This window comes from Ferrovibrio sp. GW821-FHT12D07 (genome assembly GCF_058807275.1).
Genome location: NZ_JBXAQN010000001.1, coordinates 459775 through 473828, shown reverse-complemented (window position 1 = coordinate 473828; position 14054 = coordinate 459775). Strand labels below are relative to the sequence as shown.

Sequence of the window (14054 nt, the reverse complement as noted above, 5' to 3'; positions counted from 1 at the left end):
TGCGCTAGACGGCGCCGACCAGACCCGGCGCCGCGATGCCGGACGAGAATGACGCCAGAAACATCTTGCCCAAGGCATGCTTCGTTTCTGGCGCACCGGCCTTGAAGCGGCCGTCGCGGATTGCCTGCCGGAATTCCGGAATCGTCATTGCTGCGAGATCGGTATCAGGCGCTGTCCGCCACTGCGCCGCTACCGATGCGCTGAACAGTACGCCGGCATAGTAAAGCCGGGTGAAAGCGCGGATCTGCACAAGGCGGGCGTGCAGGCTTTCATCCATCGCGCGACCGTGCCAAGCCTGCAGGAAAACCTGCTCCAGCGCCGGCGATGGCGCCAGATTGTCCAGCATGATCGCCACATCCACCAGCGGATCGTTGCGATAGGCCGACTCCCAGTCGATCATCCAGAGACGGTTGCCATCGAACAGGATGTTGCTCGGGATGGAATCGTTGTGGCTGGAGACAGACTGTTCCGCATCCCAGGTATAAGCCGCACGAATGCGCGCGAGGTGATCCGTCGGTGCATCCAGCACGCCGGGCGCGAACAGGCCGGTTCCGCAGACATAGGTCCAGAGCCGGGTGACGATATCGGGATAATCGACGAAGCGCGGAAACAGCGTCGTGGCCTGCACGCACCGCAGCATGTTCCCTAGCGCCTGCACCAGCGCCGGTGCGCCGCCGGGGTAGGTCTCCAGTGGCCGCGCCTCGATCCAGTCGATCACCGCGACGCGGGAGGCTTCGTCGATGTAATGGATCGCCGGCGCAATCCCCGCCTCGGCGGCGATCCGCATGGACTGATACTGATGCGGGTTGCGCAGTGGACTGGCGACGCCTTCCGCGCGGAGCACATAGCGTCGGCCACCGACTTCGACCGCATAGACAGAAGCGCTGGAGGCGCCGCCGGTAATCAGCGCGATCGTGCCGACCGGTGCGGAGCCAAAGGCCGCGGCAAGCGCCGACCGCACGGGATCGCGCTGAGCGGCCGGCAATGCGTCGAGCAGGTCCCCGGTCATAACCCTCCATTACCACGCGCCCTGACGTGGCAACAGGGGCCATGGAATGCTGCTGCCTAGAACGTTGCCGCCAGACCCAGCCGCACTTCGCGGCCGCGGATCGGGGCCACATCCTTCAGCAGCGATGTGTGATTGCGCCCTTCCTCGTCGGTGAGGTTCCGGCCCTGCAACTGCACGGCCAGGTTTCTGTTTTCAGAGAATGGCCGCCAGGTGAGCGCCGTGTTGATCACGGCATACCCATCGGTGCGCGATTCATTGGCGCCGACATGATCCTGGTCCATGCGGCCGGCCAGTTCGAGTCGCCAGCCCAGTGGCGCGGTTTCGGCGCTGAAGCCCAGCCGGTAGCCGACCGGGGGGATGCGCGGCAGTGACGTATTCGTATTGCGTGCCTCACCGCGCACGTAATCGACGCTGCCATCCAGGCCCAGCGTATAGCCGTTGCCGCGGTAGGCGGTCCAGGCCGCCTCTATCTCGCCGCCGCGGAAATCGGCATCGGTCTGGCTGTACTGCAATTCGTTCAGACCGGCCTGCTGATTGCCGGTAAAGGCACCAAAAATGTAATTCTGGAATCGCGTGGCGAAGACACTGACCGCACCGGTGACATCCCCAGCGGTTTTGCGCAAGGACACCTCGCCATGCCAGGCCGTTTCCTTGGACAGCGTGTCGCTGCCGATCTCGAAGCTTTGCGTCGCCAGATGCGCGCCATTGGAGAACAGCTCCTCGGCCGAGGGCGCGCGTTCGGTGCGCGAGAGCGACAGGCCCGTGGTGTAGCTGTCATTCAGCTTGTAGGTCGTGCCGGCCGACAGCCCCAGCGGCGTGAAATCCTTTTTCTGGCCCAGCGTGCTGGCATCCACGGTAACGCGTTCGGCGCGGCCACCGAACGAGAAGCCCCAGGGACCGGCCTCGTATTTTTCCAGCACGAACAGCGCATGGCTGTCGGTCACCGTCGGCGTGATGAAGGCCTCCTCACCGGTCGCCGTCAGATCGCGGCGGCCGCCCTGCCAGCCGAAGATGCCGCTGTTGCCGGCGAACATCGCCTTGTGCGTGGCTTCCAGCCGGCCTTCAAAGCTTTCGGAATCGAACCGCGTGGCGGGCTGGCCAGTCGGCTCCAGCTCGTCATGCAGGTAATCGGCGTAGCCGAGTTTCAGCTTCAGTTCGTCGAGTCCGTGCAGCGGTTCGTAGAGACCGAACTTCGTGTCGAACCGGCGCTGCGTCATGTCGATATGCACCGGATCGCTGCCCGGCACGCCGTAATAGCTGCTGAACTGCGAGACGCTCATCCCGGCATACCCGGCCTCGCCCAGATAGGACGCGCCAACCGCGCCATTCTGGTTATGCATCGCCGTGTTGTCGACGCGGCCCTTGATGCCGGCGGCGCGCGCCGCTTCGGAAGCATAGCCATTGATGCGATAGTCGCCGGCGGTCAGCATGCCGGCCTCGCCGTGCACCACGAGGCGGTCGGTCACCGCCTGGTCGATGGCGGCGAAACCACTTTTCTCTTCTGCACCACTACCGTAATCGAGACGCGCGCTGCCGGTCGTGCCGTTTTTCGGCATGGCATCGGGGATACGGCCGTCGATCACATTGACCACGCCGCCGATGGCGGAACTGCCGTAAAGCAGCGTGGCCGGACCGCGCAGCACCTCGATCTTCTGCGCGCCGCCGACCGGCGCGATGACCGCATGATCGGGACTGGTGGTGGAAGCATCGAAGGTATCGACGCCATTGTTCAGCACGCGCACGCGCGGGCCGCTCTGGCCGCGAATGATGGGACGCCCGGCGCCGGGACCGAACTGCGTGGAGCTGACACCCGGCGTGCCATCAAGCGTTTCGCCCAGGGTCGTCGCGCGCCGCCGTTCGAGGGCCGCGCCCTCCAGAACAGTCGTCGCCTCGGCCAGATCGTCCTGGCTCTGGCCCAGCGGCGCGGTGACGAGGACCGGCGATAACTGGGTCTGGCCGACAGCGGACAAGGGCAGAAACACCAGCAGGCTGACGCTGGCGAACAGGACGGCCTGATAAGGACGACGCGACATGAAAACCCCCGAGAATTGTTACTCTATAACGTTATTATATAACATTCATAGATAACAAGCCTCAGGATTTCCCGGTATTCCAATAAAATTGGAAGTTACTCGCCGTCCTTCTTCAGCATGCGACCGAGCATGCGGCCGCCGAAGATATGGACATGCAGATGCGGCACTTCCTGGTTGGCGTTGGTGCCGCAGTTGCTGAGCAGACGATAGCCGTCGGTGGCGACGCCGCTCATGCGCGCGACCTCGCCGATCGCCTTCACGTAATCGGTGATCTCGGCGTCGGACGCACGGGCGGAGAAATCGTCGTAATCGACATAGGCACCCTTGGGGATCACCAGCACATGCACCGGCGAGAGCGGGTTGATGTCGTGAAAGGCAAGGCTGTGCGTGGTCTCATGCACCTTCTTGCAGGGAATCTCGCCACGCAGGATGCGGGCGAAGATGTTGTTGCTGTCATAGGCCTTGGACATGCGGTTCTTCCTGCTCAGGTAAGCTGACGGGCCTTCTTTTCCTCGATGCCCGACATGCCTTCGCGGCGGCGCAGTTCGGCGCGCACATCCTCGATGGTGACGCCGCATTCGGCCCAGAGCACCAGCAGGTGGAAGACCAGGTCGGCGCTTTCCGACACCACGTCGTCGCGTGTCTCGGCCACGGCGGCAATCGCCAGTTCGACTGCCTCTTCGCCCATCTTCTGGGCAATCTTGGCGCGGCCCTTGGCGAAGAGCTTGGCGGCATGCGACACCGCCGGATCGCCGCCCTTGCGGGACAGGATCACGTCATACAGTCGTTCCAGCGTATCGCGGTTCTCACCCATCGCGTCGCGCTCCCCTTGGTTTATGACAGCCGGACTGGAAGACCAGCCGCGGCCATATGCTGTTTCGCTTCGCCAATGCTATGCCGACCGAAGTGGAAAATCGAGGCCGCAAGCACGGCCGAGGCATGGCCTTTGGTTACACCATCGACCAAGTGGTCCAGATTTCCGACACCGCCCGAGGCCACAACCGGAATCCTGATGCTGTCGGCCACCTTGCGCGTCAGCTCGAGATCGAAGCCCTTTTCGGAGCCGTCGCGGTCCATCGAGGTGAGCAGGATTTCGCCCGCGCCCAGGGAGGCCATGCGCTGGGCCCATTCCACGGCGTCCAGCCCGGTGCCGTTGCGGCCGCCATGGGTGAAGACTTCCCACTTGCCCGGCGACACCTGCTTGGCGTCGATGCCGACCACCACGCACTGGCTGCCGAACTTCTCGGCTGCCTCGCGCACGAATTCGGGCCGGTTGACGGCGGCCGTGTTGATCGAGGTTTTGTCGGCACCGGCCAGCAGCAGCTTGCGCACGTCTTCCACCACGCGCACGCCGCCGCCGACGGTCAGCGGCATGAAGCAGCGTTCGGCCGTGCGCGCCACCACGTCGAACAGCGTGTCGCGGGCGTCGGACGAGGCCGTGATGTCGAGGAAGGTCAGCTCATCCGCGCCGGCGGCGTCGTAGACGGCGGCCTGTTCCACCGGATCTCCGGCATCGCGCAGGTTGACGAAATTCACGCCCTTGACGACGCGGCCGTCCTTCACGTCGAGGCAGGGGATGATGCGGACCTTGAGCGACATGACGGATAACTCCTACAGCAGCAGCGTCGCCAGGCGACGCGCCAGCGGATGACTGTCCTGGAGATCGGCCAGTTCGGCATTGATGACGTCCAGCAGGCCGAAGGCCTCGGTCGCGCCATCCATCCAGGGACGCGAGAAGGACAGCGACAGGATGACGATGCGGCCCTCGCGTTCCTCGTAGCTGCCGCGCAGCTCCAGCGGATGATCTTCGCCGGCCAGCAGCAGTGTGGCGGAGATCGCATGGGTGCGCCGGTCGATCGCCACGCGATCGACTTTCGCCCAGTCGAGGGCTGCCCGCTTGTCCAGCACCAGCCGCGCCACCTGCGTCGCCATCCAGCCTACCGCCTTATCGAGGATCGCCATGGGACATGGTCAGGCCGCTTCCCATCATGCTGCTTCCTTGAGGGCAGCGGCAGGATCGATGCGGCCGTCATAGAGTGCGCGGCCGAGAATGGCGCCGTCGATGCCGGCGCCGTTGGCGGCTTCCTTCTTCAGCGCGATCACGTCTTCGATGCCGGCCAGGCCGCCGGATGCGATCACCGGGATCGGCACGGCGCGCGCCATGGCGGCAGTGGCCGTGACATTGACGCCCTTGAGCAGGCCGTCGCGATCAATATCGGTATAGACGATGGCGGCAACGCCGGCATCGACGAATTTTTTCGCCAGATCGATGGCATCCAAGTCGCTCGCCTCAGCCCAGCCTTCGACAGCCACGCGGCCCGAGCGCGCATCGATGCCGACCACGACACGGCCGGGCCAGCGGCGGGCAGCCGCCTTGACCAATTCCGGATTGCGTACGGCGATGGTGCCGAGGATGACGCGAGTGATGCCGGCGTCGAGCCAGCGTTCGATGGTGGCTTCGTCGCGGATGCCGCCGCCAAGCTGGATCGGCAGACTGACCGCCTTGCGGATCGCGGTGACGGCGGCGGCATTGGCCGGCTTGCCGGCGAAGGCGCCGTCCAGATCGACCAGATGCAGGTATTTGAAACCGGCATCTTCCCACTGCTTCGCCTGCGCGGCGGGATCGCTGTTGAAGACGGTGACGCGCGCCATGTCGCCCTGCTGCAGGCGCACGCATTCGCCGTTCTTCAGATCGATGGCGGGATAGAGGTTGAGCGCGCTCATGATCGTCACAGGCCCAGAAGAGTCTTGCTGTAGAAATAGCCCTCGACGAAATGCCCGTCGACGAAGGCATATTGCGGCTTCACGCCCCAGCGGCGATAGCCCGCACCCTCGGCCAGCTGGATCGCCGCCGCCTGCGTCGCACGCATGTCGAGATCGATCTGGCGATAACCGGCGTCGCGGGCGGTTTCCTCGGCCAGCGCCATCAGGCCGCGCGCCAGACCATGGCCGCGAGCCCAGGGCGCGATGAAGAAGGTGGTGACCTGTACGCTATGTCCCTGGGCCTCGTTGTTGGTCGAGGGCCGCAGGATCTGGTTCGAACCGACGATGGCGCCATCCAGGCGCGCCACGAACAGGTCGCGCTGCGGCATCAGCAGCACGCCGCGCCAATAGCTTTCCAGCACGCGGCGCGGCGGCACTTTCAACCAGCCAAAGCCATTGCCGTCGAGGATCGCCTTCTCGGCGGCACTGGACAGTTCATCGATCTCATCGTCGGTCAGCGCGATGACCTTCTCGACCAGCGCGGTGGGCGTGATGCTCTTCAGTCCGGCGCTCATGCTGCGATTTCTCTGATCATCGTTACGGGCCGATCCTTATGGGCGCCAGCGCAGGAAATTCGCCAGCAGGCGCAGACCGGTGGCCTGACTCTTTTCCGGATGGAACTGGGTACCAACCATATTGTCGCGACCCAGCGCCGCCAGCACGGAGCCACCATACTCAGCGTCGGCCAGCATCACAGCACCGGGCTGCGCCGGCACCATGTGATAGCTGTGCACGAAATAGGCATGCGCGCCGCTGTCCAGACCGGCCAGCACCGGATGGGCCTTGTGCAGCCGCAGCTGGTTCCAGCCCATATGCGGCACCTTCAAAGAAGCGTCGGCTGGCACCAGCAGTTCCACCGCACCGTCGATCCAGCCCAGACCCTTATGCTCGCCATGCTCGCGGCCGACACCAGCCATCAGCTGCATGCCGACGCAGATACCGAGGAAGGGTTTAGCGCGGGTGATCACCTGATCGTTCAGTGCATCGATCATGCCATCCAGCGCCGAGAGGCCGCGATAGCAGTCGGCGAAGGCACCGACACCGGGCAGCACGATGGCATCGGCCGCCGTCACATCTTCGACTTTGGCCGTCACCTTCAGATCGAGCGCGATGGCATTTTCGTCAGCCGCGCGCTGGATCGCCTTGGCGGCGGAGCGCAGGTTGCCCGACCCGTAATCGATCAGTGCGACCTTCATCATGACAGCAGCCGCGGGAAGGCATCCGTGCCGGCGCGCATCGGATAGGTGACGGTAACGCCAGCAGGCACGGTCTTGCGCGGCGCGGACACTGGCGCACCATCGCGGTAATAGCGGATTTCGGCCTCTTCGGCGTCGTCGGCGCGCAGCACGCCGACCATGCGCCAGCCATGGCGGCCAAGCGTCCAGCGCCGATAGTCATGCGCCATCGCGCCGATCAGCAGGCTGAGCGCGATGCCGATGGCGGTGGCAGCCGGATCAGCGACATCGACGAGTTCGAGGGCGACGCCGAATACGGTGCTGAACAGCATATAGGCGATCAGCCCAAGCCAGAGGCGATGGCGCAGCAGCCAGAGCGGCGGCACGACGGCCGCCCACCAGCTGAAGCCGGTCTTCACGGCCAGCAGCTCTGCGTCGCCGCCGGCCTGACCGGGACGCTCATGCAGGGTGAAAAATCGCATGAACGCCTCTTACAGCTTGCCCTTGGTCGACGGCACCGCATGGGGGCTGCGCGGGTCGACCGTGAAAGCCGTGCGCAGCGCGCGGGCGAGGCCCTTGTAGCAGGACTCGACGATATGGTGGTTGTTCTCGCCGTACAGATTCTCGACATGCAGGGTGATGCCGGCATTCTGCGCGAAAGCCTGGAACCACTCCTTGAACAGTTCGGTGTCCATGTCGCCCAGCTTGGGCTTGGTGAAGGCCACCTTCCAGATCAGGTACGGGCGGTTCGACACATCCATGGCGACGCGGGTCAGCGTCTCGTCCATCGGGATCAGCGCATCGCCATAGCGCACGATGCCCTTGCGGTCGCCCAGCGCCTTGGCCACGGCTTCGCCAATCGCGATGCCGGTATCTTCGGTCAGGTGGTGGTAATCGATATGGATGTCGCCCTTCGCCTGGACTTCAAGATCCATCAGGCTGTGGCGCGACAGCTGCTCCAGCATGTGATCGAGGAAGCCGACGCCGGTCGACACCTTGTAGGTGCCGCTGCCATCGAGATCGACGCTCACCGAGATCTCGGTTTCGTTGGTTTTCCGGGCAACGCTGGCCTTACGGGCCATGGGACGCTCTCCTTACCACTGTCCCGCCGGGAGGGATGGGCGGGATCGGGCGCGGTATAGCAGGAACCGGCAGGAGCCGCTACCGGGTTTAGGCGGGCGAAGCCCCGGGATCGGCAGGGATTTCAGCCGGCCGACGCAGGCGGGCGGGCGGCTCGTCCGGCGCCATATGGCGGGCGGCCATGGTGGCCGCCGCCGTGCGGTATTGCGTCAGTTTGGCGGTAAACATGCTCATCTCGGCCAGCGGCGTGCCGAGGATGCGGCGCTCGATGCTTTCCAGGTCGCTCAGCAGCGGCCAGATCAGCCCGAGCTTGATCACCGGCGACACCCCGGCCAGACAGGTCTGGGGCAGCCCCTCGATCATGGCATGAAAGGCGCGGATCACGCGGTCGCCGCGGGTCTGCACCGGCACGCCGCGCGGCGTCTGCATGTCGCCATACAAGGTGACGACGGCCTGCTGAAGATTGCCCAGCGTGGTGAGCCACTGCCCGGTCCGGGCGGGATTGTCGATCAGATCGGCCGGCAGGGGTGTCGCCTGCAACAGAACCAGCGCCTTGCCGAGCTGTTCGCGCATACGCGGTCAGGCCTCGGCCAGAAAAACGGTGCCGGAGCAGGCAGATCGATGAATAAGGGTGAAATCAGTCTGACGGCGGATCATTCAGGCCATTTGCAGTTCCGCTGCCAGACTAGCCAGCGATTTCGTCCATGGCGAGCAGAAATGCTCCGGAACACCGCCTATTACGGATAACATTCGCATAAAGTCGTAGGCGGACCCGGAAACCCGCCCCCGGTTATGCCACCCGGAACCGCTGCAGCAGGTTGGTCAGCTCGGTGGCCTGGGTCGCCATTGCCTGGGCCGAGGCGTTGGTTTCCTCGACCAGGGCGCCGTTGCGCTGGGTCATCTCGTCCATGTTGACCACCGCGCCGTTCACTTCCTCCAGCCCGCGGGCCTGCTCCGTCGACGCGGCCGCGATCTCGGCCACGATGTCGGACACCTTCTTCACCGAATTGACGATCTCGGTGAGCGAGCTGCCGGCCTGGTTGACCAGCGCCGCGCCCGACTTCACCTGCGCGTTGGAGGCCGAGATCAGCGTCTTGATCTGCTTGCTGGCATCGGCCGAGCGCTGCGCCAGCGTACGCACTTCCTGCGCCACCACCGCAAAGCCCTTGCCGGCCTCGCCCGCGCGCGCGGCTTCGACGCTGGCATTGAGCGCGAGCAGATTGGTCTGGAAGGCGATCTCGTCGATCAGGCCGACGATGTCGCTGATCTTCTGGGCGCTGCCCTCGATCTCGCTCATCGCCGCCACCGCCTGGGTCACCACGCCGCCGCCCTTTTCGGCGGTGGCACGCGCCACGCCGGCGAGCTGGTTGGCCGCCTGCGCGTTGTCGGCATTCTGCTTCACCGTCGCCGTCACCTCGTGCATCGAGGCCGCCGTCTCTTCCAACGCCGCCGCCTGGCTTTCCGTCCGGCTCGCCAGGTCCTGGCTGCCCGTCGAAATCTCCGCCGAGGCATCGCGCACGGTGCCGGCGCTCATCGCAATCTGCCGCATGGTATCGGCCAGCGTTTCGCCGGCCGTGTTGACGTCACCCTGCAGCTTGGCGAAGACGCCGTTGTATTCGCCGCCCACGCGGCGCGTGAGATCGCCTGCCGCAAGACCGGCCAGAACGCCGCCCACCGCATTGACGGCGCCACTGATCGCATCAAGCAACTGGTTGATGCCGCCGCCCAGTCGCATCGCCACGCCGTTCAGCGGTGCAGTGTCGATGCGGCGCGCCAGATCGCCGGCCGCGGCCGCCGTGACAATCTCGCCCACGGCGCGATCCAGCAGCGCTTCCTGTTCGGCGCGCACCTGTTCGGCCGAACGGCGCTCGACCTCGACCTCGCCGCGCAGGCGTTCGTTCTCGGCGCCGTTTTCCTTGAACACCGCAACGGCCGAAGCCATGCGACCGATCTCGTCGCCACGCAGCAGACCCGGCACATCGGTGCTGTAGTCGCCTTTGGCAAGCCGGCCCATGGCATCGGTCAGCGCGGTGATCGGATTGGCGATGTTGCGGCCGATCAGCCAGGCAAAGAGAATGCCGGTGGCCAGCGCCGCCAGCGACATCACCAGCACGGTGATGAAGGTCGCCTCAAAGGCATTGGAGGCGGAACGGCGTTCGGCGAGCAGGTTCTCGTCCTGGCTCGACTTGACCTGCTCGATGCGATCGGCGATCTGCGCGATGTCCTGTTCGATCTCCTGGTAGATCAGGCGATTCATGTCGCCGGCCGCGGCCGCGGCACTGAGGATGCTGGCTTCGTACTGCTTGGCGAAATTCTCCGCATCGGCAACCAGCTTCTTCAGCTCGTCGGTATCGAGTTCAGGCTTCAGGTCCTCCACCATGTCGACGAAGGTGACGACCTTGCCACGCGCCTCGTTGGCGAGGCTCATCTCGCCCATGCCGATGAAACCGGTGGCGGCGACGCGGATTTCTGAAAAGGCATCGAGCAGCAGGCCGGCTTCGGTGGCGAGTGCAAAATTCTTCTGTCGGATCGCCAGCTTCACCAGCTGGGTCAGCGTGTCGCGCGTGCGCGGTCCGTAGACGTCGAGCTGGCGCGCGACTTCCTTCAGCTTGTTGCGGGCCGCGATCGCCTGCGCCAGCTTGCCGAAACCGGCCTTGAGCTGCGGCACCGTTTCAGCCAGTGCGGCCTTGCGCTGCGGGTCCTGCACGCTGGCCACCAGGCCATCCAGTGTTTCCGTCATGCGCGGTTCCAGCCGGCGCACCGCCAGCAGGCCGCGCGGATCGTCGCGTTCGACATAGAGCAGCAGGCTGCGGCGCAGATCGACGAGATCGCGTTCGAACTGCGACAGGCGCTGGTTGTTGGCGGTGATGCGATCGTAATTACCGAACGCCACGCCGCCGCGCTGCACGCCATAGATGGCGACGATGGCGACGATGGTCAGCAGTGCCAACGCCGCGGCAAAGCCGATGGCGATGCGCAGCCTGATGCCCAGTCGTCCGAACCAGGCGACCAGCGGCGGCACGCGACGAACGGGTTTGGTCTTTTCAGGCGCGTCCTGCTGCAGGATGTCATCAGTCGGCAGGTCGGCAGAAAGATCAGAAACAGCCATAGGATTCTCCATGGACGGCAAAGCGGTCCGGCAGCAGTCGCAGTGATGACGGGATCAGGTTTGCGGACAAATGATGTGAGCGCGGCGGGCCCGAGGGACAAAGCACATCAAAAACATCGCAAACTCCTGCAGCACCGGAACAAAATGCGCTGTCATGCGTAATGACGGCGCGGTTCTTGGCCGATCCGACGCTCCCCCCAAGGAACATTTTTTCAGGCCCTGCGGGCCTTCAGACGGGCGCTCGTCCCATTCTGCGCAGTCATGTTATCAAAATTTTACCGCACGACGAGAGGACACCAGATGATGCAACCATACCCTGACGTCATGGTTGCTTCTTGCTTAAGCCATTCTCGCAGCAGGCGGATTTGGTCTCTGGAGTTAAAGTATAAGTCGCGGAAATCGTGATGCTTTGCTCCGGGCCGCAAAATGCAACCGGGTGGCAGAGAACAGCAAGTGGTGATAAAAACACTACATCTTATTCAAAGCGGAGACTCACTTGTGATGGAGAAGTCGATGCGTAAGCCGAACCCGTACGACGCGCACGTCGGGGCGCGGCTGCGGGCCTGTCGGACCCTGGCGGGCTTCAGTCAGGAACGGCTGGGAACCTCTGTGGGTCTCAGCTTCCAGCAGATTCAAAAATACGAGAAGGGTCTGAACCGCATCGGCGCCAGCCGTCTGCAGCAGTTCGCCCAGATCCTGAACGTGCCGCCGTCCTACTTCTTTGAGGACATGCCCGGCATCGAGCAGCAGCCCACCGCACGGCCCGAACATGCCGTGGTTTCGGAGATCGAGCAGGATAAAAGCCCGGTTTCCCGCCGTCAGGCCCTGGAACTGGTGCGCAACTTCGGCAAGATCACCGATCCGATGGTGCGCGACCGGATTTTCCAGCTGATCAAGGCGGCCGCCACCTCCTATAGCGGCAAGGACGAGGCCGAAGGCGAAGAGCCGACGCCGGCTGTCGAAGCCTGATCGCCAGCGCTCTTTAAAATTACGACCTCCAAGGAACCGGGCCTCCCATGGCCCGGTTTTTTTGTGCCTGCCTCTCCGAGGCTCGTGCACGCCACAACTATATATATGCGAACACACAAAGAACTTTAACTATATAGGCGTATCCGGAGAGTGCACCCAACTCAACGGAGGTCCTTATGTCTATTTATTCCCGCCCAGTTGTGCCCGCTGGTTTCGATACCAGCCGGCCTGTTCATCCCCGATTACCCGATCAGATCACCCTGCATCATGGCCCGCTGGCCGAGCTTGGCCGCTTTTTCCTCTCCGCCGACAAGGCGGCGCGCGATCGCGGCATCTATCTCAGCCTGAGCACGGATTTCGAATTGCTGGAAGCAATCAACCAGGAAAATCGCCCGAGCTGGCATCGCCTTGTCCCGACCTTCGAACATCATGTCGGCGGTATCAACGAGACCAACGGCTTCTGCATGATCGGTCGCAACGAAGACGGTGAAATCGTCTGCACGCAGGCCGCGCGCTTTTTCGCGCTCGGCGATGAAACGCTGGCCGAGTGCATCGCATCGCTGCGCCTGTTCTATCCGCGTCCCGATGAGCAGAAACGCGACGGCGAAACCTGCAGCATCACATCGCCCAGCGCACAGACGATCAAGGGCAATGTCGTGTTCTCGGGCGGCACCTGGATTCATCCCGATTACCGCAAGCGCATGCTGCCGATGATCCTGCCGCGCATTTCACGTGCACTTGCACTGACCAAGTGGGACACGCAATACACCTTCAGCCTGATCAACAACGTCCTGGTCGAGAAGGGTGTTGCGCAGGCTTATGGCTATGAGCGCGTCGAGCCGGGCATCCTGTGGTTCAAGGCGCCGGTAGCAGATCGCTGCGAAGCAGCGCTGGTATGGATGCCGCGGGAAGAACTGCTCGCTGATGTCCGTGCATTCCCCGAGACGCTGGCCGCCGCCATCGAACGCAGCGAGAAACGCGCGTCCGCCAAATCCGCACAGACGACGGGTGCGATTACGCTTCTGAATTGAGGGAAGCGGGACGATCACTCAGCGGCAGAGAAATCTGCGGCGTGATCAGGGAACTACCGGACAAGAAATGACCGCCATTGCCGTCATGCCAGCGCAGAATTAGCCGCTGGTATCGGCGGCGCCGCTGATCATGTCCGTCGGCCTCGATGATCGCATCGATATCATCGGCCAGCGGCGCGCCATTCTTCAGACATTCAGCATAGGACAGCGCGGTCCACTGGCCATAGGCCGGATCGGGCTGATCCGTCAGGCGGCGGCCAATCATCTGGCCGAGCTTGAAATTGTCATAGACAAGAAAGCCATCACCCGAGAATTTCAGCGTCAGGCCGATATCGGGACGGTCTTCCACCAGCAGCGTGCGATCCATCAGCTCGCTGCGCCGAAGATACTGGACGACACCCGCATCATAGAGGCCGCCGTTGCTGCGCCACAGTTCGTAAAGTCCGACCAGCGGCTTCTGGCCGCGATGGGACCAGTACGGCAGGTCCAGGCCCGCACGCATGAACTTGTCCCGCATCCGGGGCTCGCGCAGCGATGCGAGTTCCGTCATGCGGGCCAGCAGCGGCTCGGCTTCGACATACACTTCCTCCAGCCAGCCGCTGGCGTAAAACACCAGCAAAACGGGCTTGGTGGCGACGGCCTTGGTGAGATAGGGAATCAGTGTGTCGAGCGTCGGTGCGCCAATCATGCCGGCGCGGAACTGCAGAAGAGTCGCATCATCTTCGACCAGCAACGATACAAAGCCCAGGTTGCGGCTTGCATAGCTGGCAAAATCAAAATCCGGATTGGGGTAGCCGTACTCTTCCATCAGCGTAGCTGATGGCCAGCGATACCATTGACCCTTCGGATCGATCAGATAGTTCATTATCGACGCCCCTGCCGGTG

The 14054-nt window shown here is 63.7% G+C and carries 16 protein-coding genes; 2 read left to right on the top strand and 14 right to left on the bottom strand.

Annotated elements, in window-relative coordinates:
- Nucleotides 1-4 precede the first annotated feature (4 nt).
- The 13 genes from AC1RRE_RS02430 to AC1RRE_RS02370 form a co-directional block, all read right to left on the bottom strand.
- A complete protein-coding gene (locus tag AC1RRE_RS02430; protein WP_492979464.1) occupies nt 5-1009 on the bottom strand; it encodes a phosphotransferase in 1005 nt (334 codons plus the stop codon).
- Nucleotides 1010-1065: 56 nt separating this feature from the next.
- Complete coding sequence (locus tag AC1RRE_RS02425) at nt 1066-3042, bottom strand: TonB-dependent receptor (RefSeq protein WP_492979463.1); 1977 nt, start codon at nt 3040-3042, stop codon at nt 1066-1068.
- 95 nt (nt 3043-3137) lie between these two features.
- Complete coding sequence (locus AC1RRE_RS02420; RefSeq protein ID WP_492979462.1) at nt 3138-3512, bottom strand: histidine triad nucleotide-binding protein; 375 nt, start codon at nt 3510-3512, stop codon at nt 3138-3140.
- 14 nt (nt 3513-3526) lie between these two features.
- On the bottom strand, nt 3527-3856 hold the full coding sequence (locus AC1RRE_RS02415; protein WP_492979461.1) for a phosphoribosyl-ATP diphosphatase: 330 nt from the start codon (nt 3854-3856) through the stop codon (nt 3527-3529).
- Nucleotides 3857-3876: 20 nt separating this feature from the next.
- Entirely contained in the window at nt 3877-4641 is a 765-nt protein-coding gene (gene hisF / locus AC1RRE_RS02410; protein WP_492979460.1) for an imidazole glycerol phosphate synthase subunit HisF, read from the bottom strand.
- A gap of 12 nt (nt 4642-4653) precedes the next feature.
- Nucleotides 4654-5004, bottom strand: coding sequence for a hypothetical protein (locus tag AC1RRE_RS02405; RefSeq protein WP_492979459.1), 351 nt, complete (start codon nt 5002-5004; stop codon nt 4654-4656).
- A 24-nt stretch (nt 5005-5028) separates the two neighbouring features.
- Nucleotides 5029-5766, bottom strand: a complete 738-nt coding sequence (hisA, locus tag AC1RRE_RS02400) for a 1-(5-phosphoribosyl)-5-[(5-phosphoribosylamino)methylideneamino]imidazole-4-carboxamide isomerase (protein WP_492979458.1) — start codon at nt 5764-5766, stop codon at nt 5029-5031.
- Nucleotides 5767-5771: 5 nt separating this feature from the next.
- Complete coding sequence (locus AC1RRE_RS02395) at nt 5772-6320, bottom strand: GNAT family N-acetyltransferase (RefSeq protein WP_492979457.1); 549 nt, start codon at nt 6318-6320, stop codon at nt 5772-5774.
- Between the two features lie 36 nt (nt 6321-6356).
- Entirely contained in the window at nt 6357-7004 is a 648-nt protein-coding gene (gene hisH, locus AC1RRE_RS02390; protein WP_492979456.1) for an imidazole glycerol phosphate synthase subunit HisH, read from the bottom strand.
- Nucleotides 7001-7462: a DUF2628 domain-containing protein gene (locus AC1RRE_RS02385; RefSeq protein WP_492979455.1), complete on the bottom strand. Its 462-nt coding sequence runs from the start codon at nt 7460-7462 to the stop codon at nt 7001-7003. Before AC1RRE_RS02385 ends, hisH begins: the two co-directional genes overlap by 4 nt.
- A 9-nt stretch (nt 7463-7471) precedes the next feature.
- The gene (hisB, locus tag AC1RRE_RS02380) at nt 7472-8062 is read right to left on the bottom strand and encodes an imidazoleglycerol-phosphate dehydratase HisB (protein ID WP_492979454.1); all 591 of its coding nucleotides are present in this window, start codon (nt 8060-8062) and stop codon (nt 7472-7474) included.
- A gap of 88 nt (nt 8063-8150) precedes the next feature.
- A complete protein-coding gene (locus tag AC1RRE_RS02375; protein ID WP_492979453.1) occupies nt 8151-8633 on the bottom strand; it encodes a hypothetical protein in 483 nt (160 codons plus the stop codon).
- Nucleotides 8634-8850: 217 nt separating this feature from the next.
- Nucleotides 8851-11169: a methyl-accepting chemotaxis protein gene (locus AC1RRE_RS02370; RefSeq protein WP_492979452.1), complete on the bottom strand. Its 2319-nt coding sequence runs from the start codon at nt 11167-11169 to the stop codon at nt 8851-8853.
- Between the two features lie 501 nt (nt 11170-11670).
- On the opposite strand from AC1RRE_RS02370, the gene AC1RRE_RS02365 reads away from it, so the two are divergent.
- Both AC1RRE_RS02365 and AC1RRE_RS02360 read left to right on the top strand, forming a co-directional pair.
- The gene (locus tag AC1RRE_RS02365; protein WP_492979451.1) at nt 11671-12138 is read left to right on the top strand and encodes a helix-turn-helix domain-containing protein; all 468 of its coding nucleotides are present in this window, start codon (nt 11671-11673) and stop codon (nt 12136-12138) included.
- 176 nt (nt 12139-12314) lie between these two features.
- Nucleotides 12315-13169: a hypothetical protein gene (locus AC1RRE_RS02360; protein ID WP_492979450.1), complete on the top strand. Its 855-nt coding sequence runs from the start codon at nt 12315-12317 to the stop codon at nt 13167-13169.
- Here AC1RRE_RS02360 and AC1RRE_RS02355 read toward each other — a convergent pair.
- Nucleotides 13153-14034: a hypothetical protein gene (locus AC1RRE_RS02355; protein ID WP_492979449.1), complete on the bottom strand. Its 882-nt coding sequence runs from the start codon at nt 14032-14034 to the stop codon at nt 13153-13155. The genes AC1RRE_RS02360 and AC1RRE_RS02355 overlap by 17 nt on opposite strands.
- Nucleotides 14035-14054 lie beyond the last annotated feature (20 nt).

Bases quoted from the DNA above. Each gene is read 5' to 3' on its own strand.
- AC1RRE_RS02430 (WP_492979464.1), bottom strand. From the start codon at position 1,009: ATGACCGGGGACCTGCTCGACGCATTGCCGGCCGCTCAGCGCGATCCC.
- AC1RRE_RS02425 (WP_492979463.1), bottom strand. From the start codon at position 3,042: ATGTCGCGTCGTCCTTATCAGGCCGTCCTGTTCGCCAGCGTCAGCCTG.
- AC1RRE_RS02420 (WP_492979462.1), bottom strand. From the start codon at position 3,512: ATGTCCAAGGCCTATGACAGCAACAACATCTTCGCCCGCATCCTGCGT.
- AC1RRE_RS02415 (WP_492979461.1), bottom strand. From the start codon at position 3,856: ATGGGTGAGAACCGCGATACGCTGGAACGACTGTATGACGTGATCCTG.
- hisF (WP_492979460.1), bottom strand. From the start codon at position 4,641: ATGTCGCTCAAGGTCCGCATCATCCCCTGCCTCGACGTGAAGGACGGC.
- AC1RRE_RS02405 (WP_492979459.1), bottom strand. From the start codon at position 5,004: ATGGCGATCCTCGATAAGGCGGTAGGCTGGATGGCGACGCAGGTGGCG.
- hisA (WP_492979458.1), bottom strand. From the start codon at position 5,766: ATGAGCGCGCTCAACCTCTATCCCGCCATCGATCTGAAGAACGGCGAA.
- AC1RRE_RS02395 (WP_492979457.1), bottom strand. From the start codon at position 6,320: ATGAGCGCCGGACTGAAGAGCATCACGCCCACCGCGCTGGTCGAGAAG.
- hisH (WP_492979456.1), bottom strand. From the start codon at position 7,004: ATGATGAAGGTCGCACTGATCGATTACGGGTCGGGCAACCTGCGCTCC.
- AC1RRE_RS02385 (WP_492979455.1), bottom strand. From the start codon at position 7,462: ATGCGATTTTTCACCCTGCATGAGCGTCCCGGTCAGGCCGGCGGCGAC.
- hisB (WP_492979454.1), bottom strand. From the start codon at position 8,062: ATGGCCCGTAAGGCCAGCGTTGCCCGGAAAACCAACGAAACCGAGATC.
- AC1RRE_RS02375 (WP_492979453.1), bottom strand. From the start codon at position 8,633: ATGCGCGAACAGCTCGGCAAGGCGCTGGTTCTGTTGCAGGCGACACCC.
- AC1RRE_RS02370 (WP_492979452.1), bottom strand. From the start codon at position 11,169: ATGGCTGTTTCTGATCTTTCTGCCGACCTGCCGACTGATGACATCCTG.
- AC1RRE_RS02365 (WP_492979451.1), top strand. From the start codon at position 11,671: ATGGAGAAGTCGATGCGTAAGCCGAACCCGTACGACGCGCACGTCGGG.
- AC1RRE_RS02360 (WP_492979450.1), top strand. From the start codon at position 12,315: ATGTCTATTTATTCCCGCCCAGTTGTGCCCGCTGGTTTCGATACCAGC.
- AC1RRE_RS02355 (WP_492979449.1), bottom strand. From the start codon at position 14,034: ATGAACTATCTGATCGATCCGAAGGGTCAATGGTATCGCTGGCCATCA.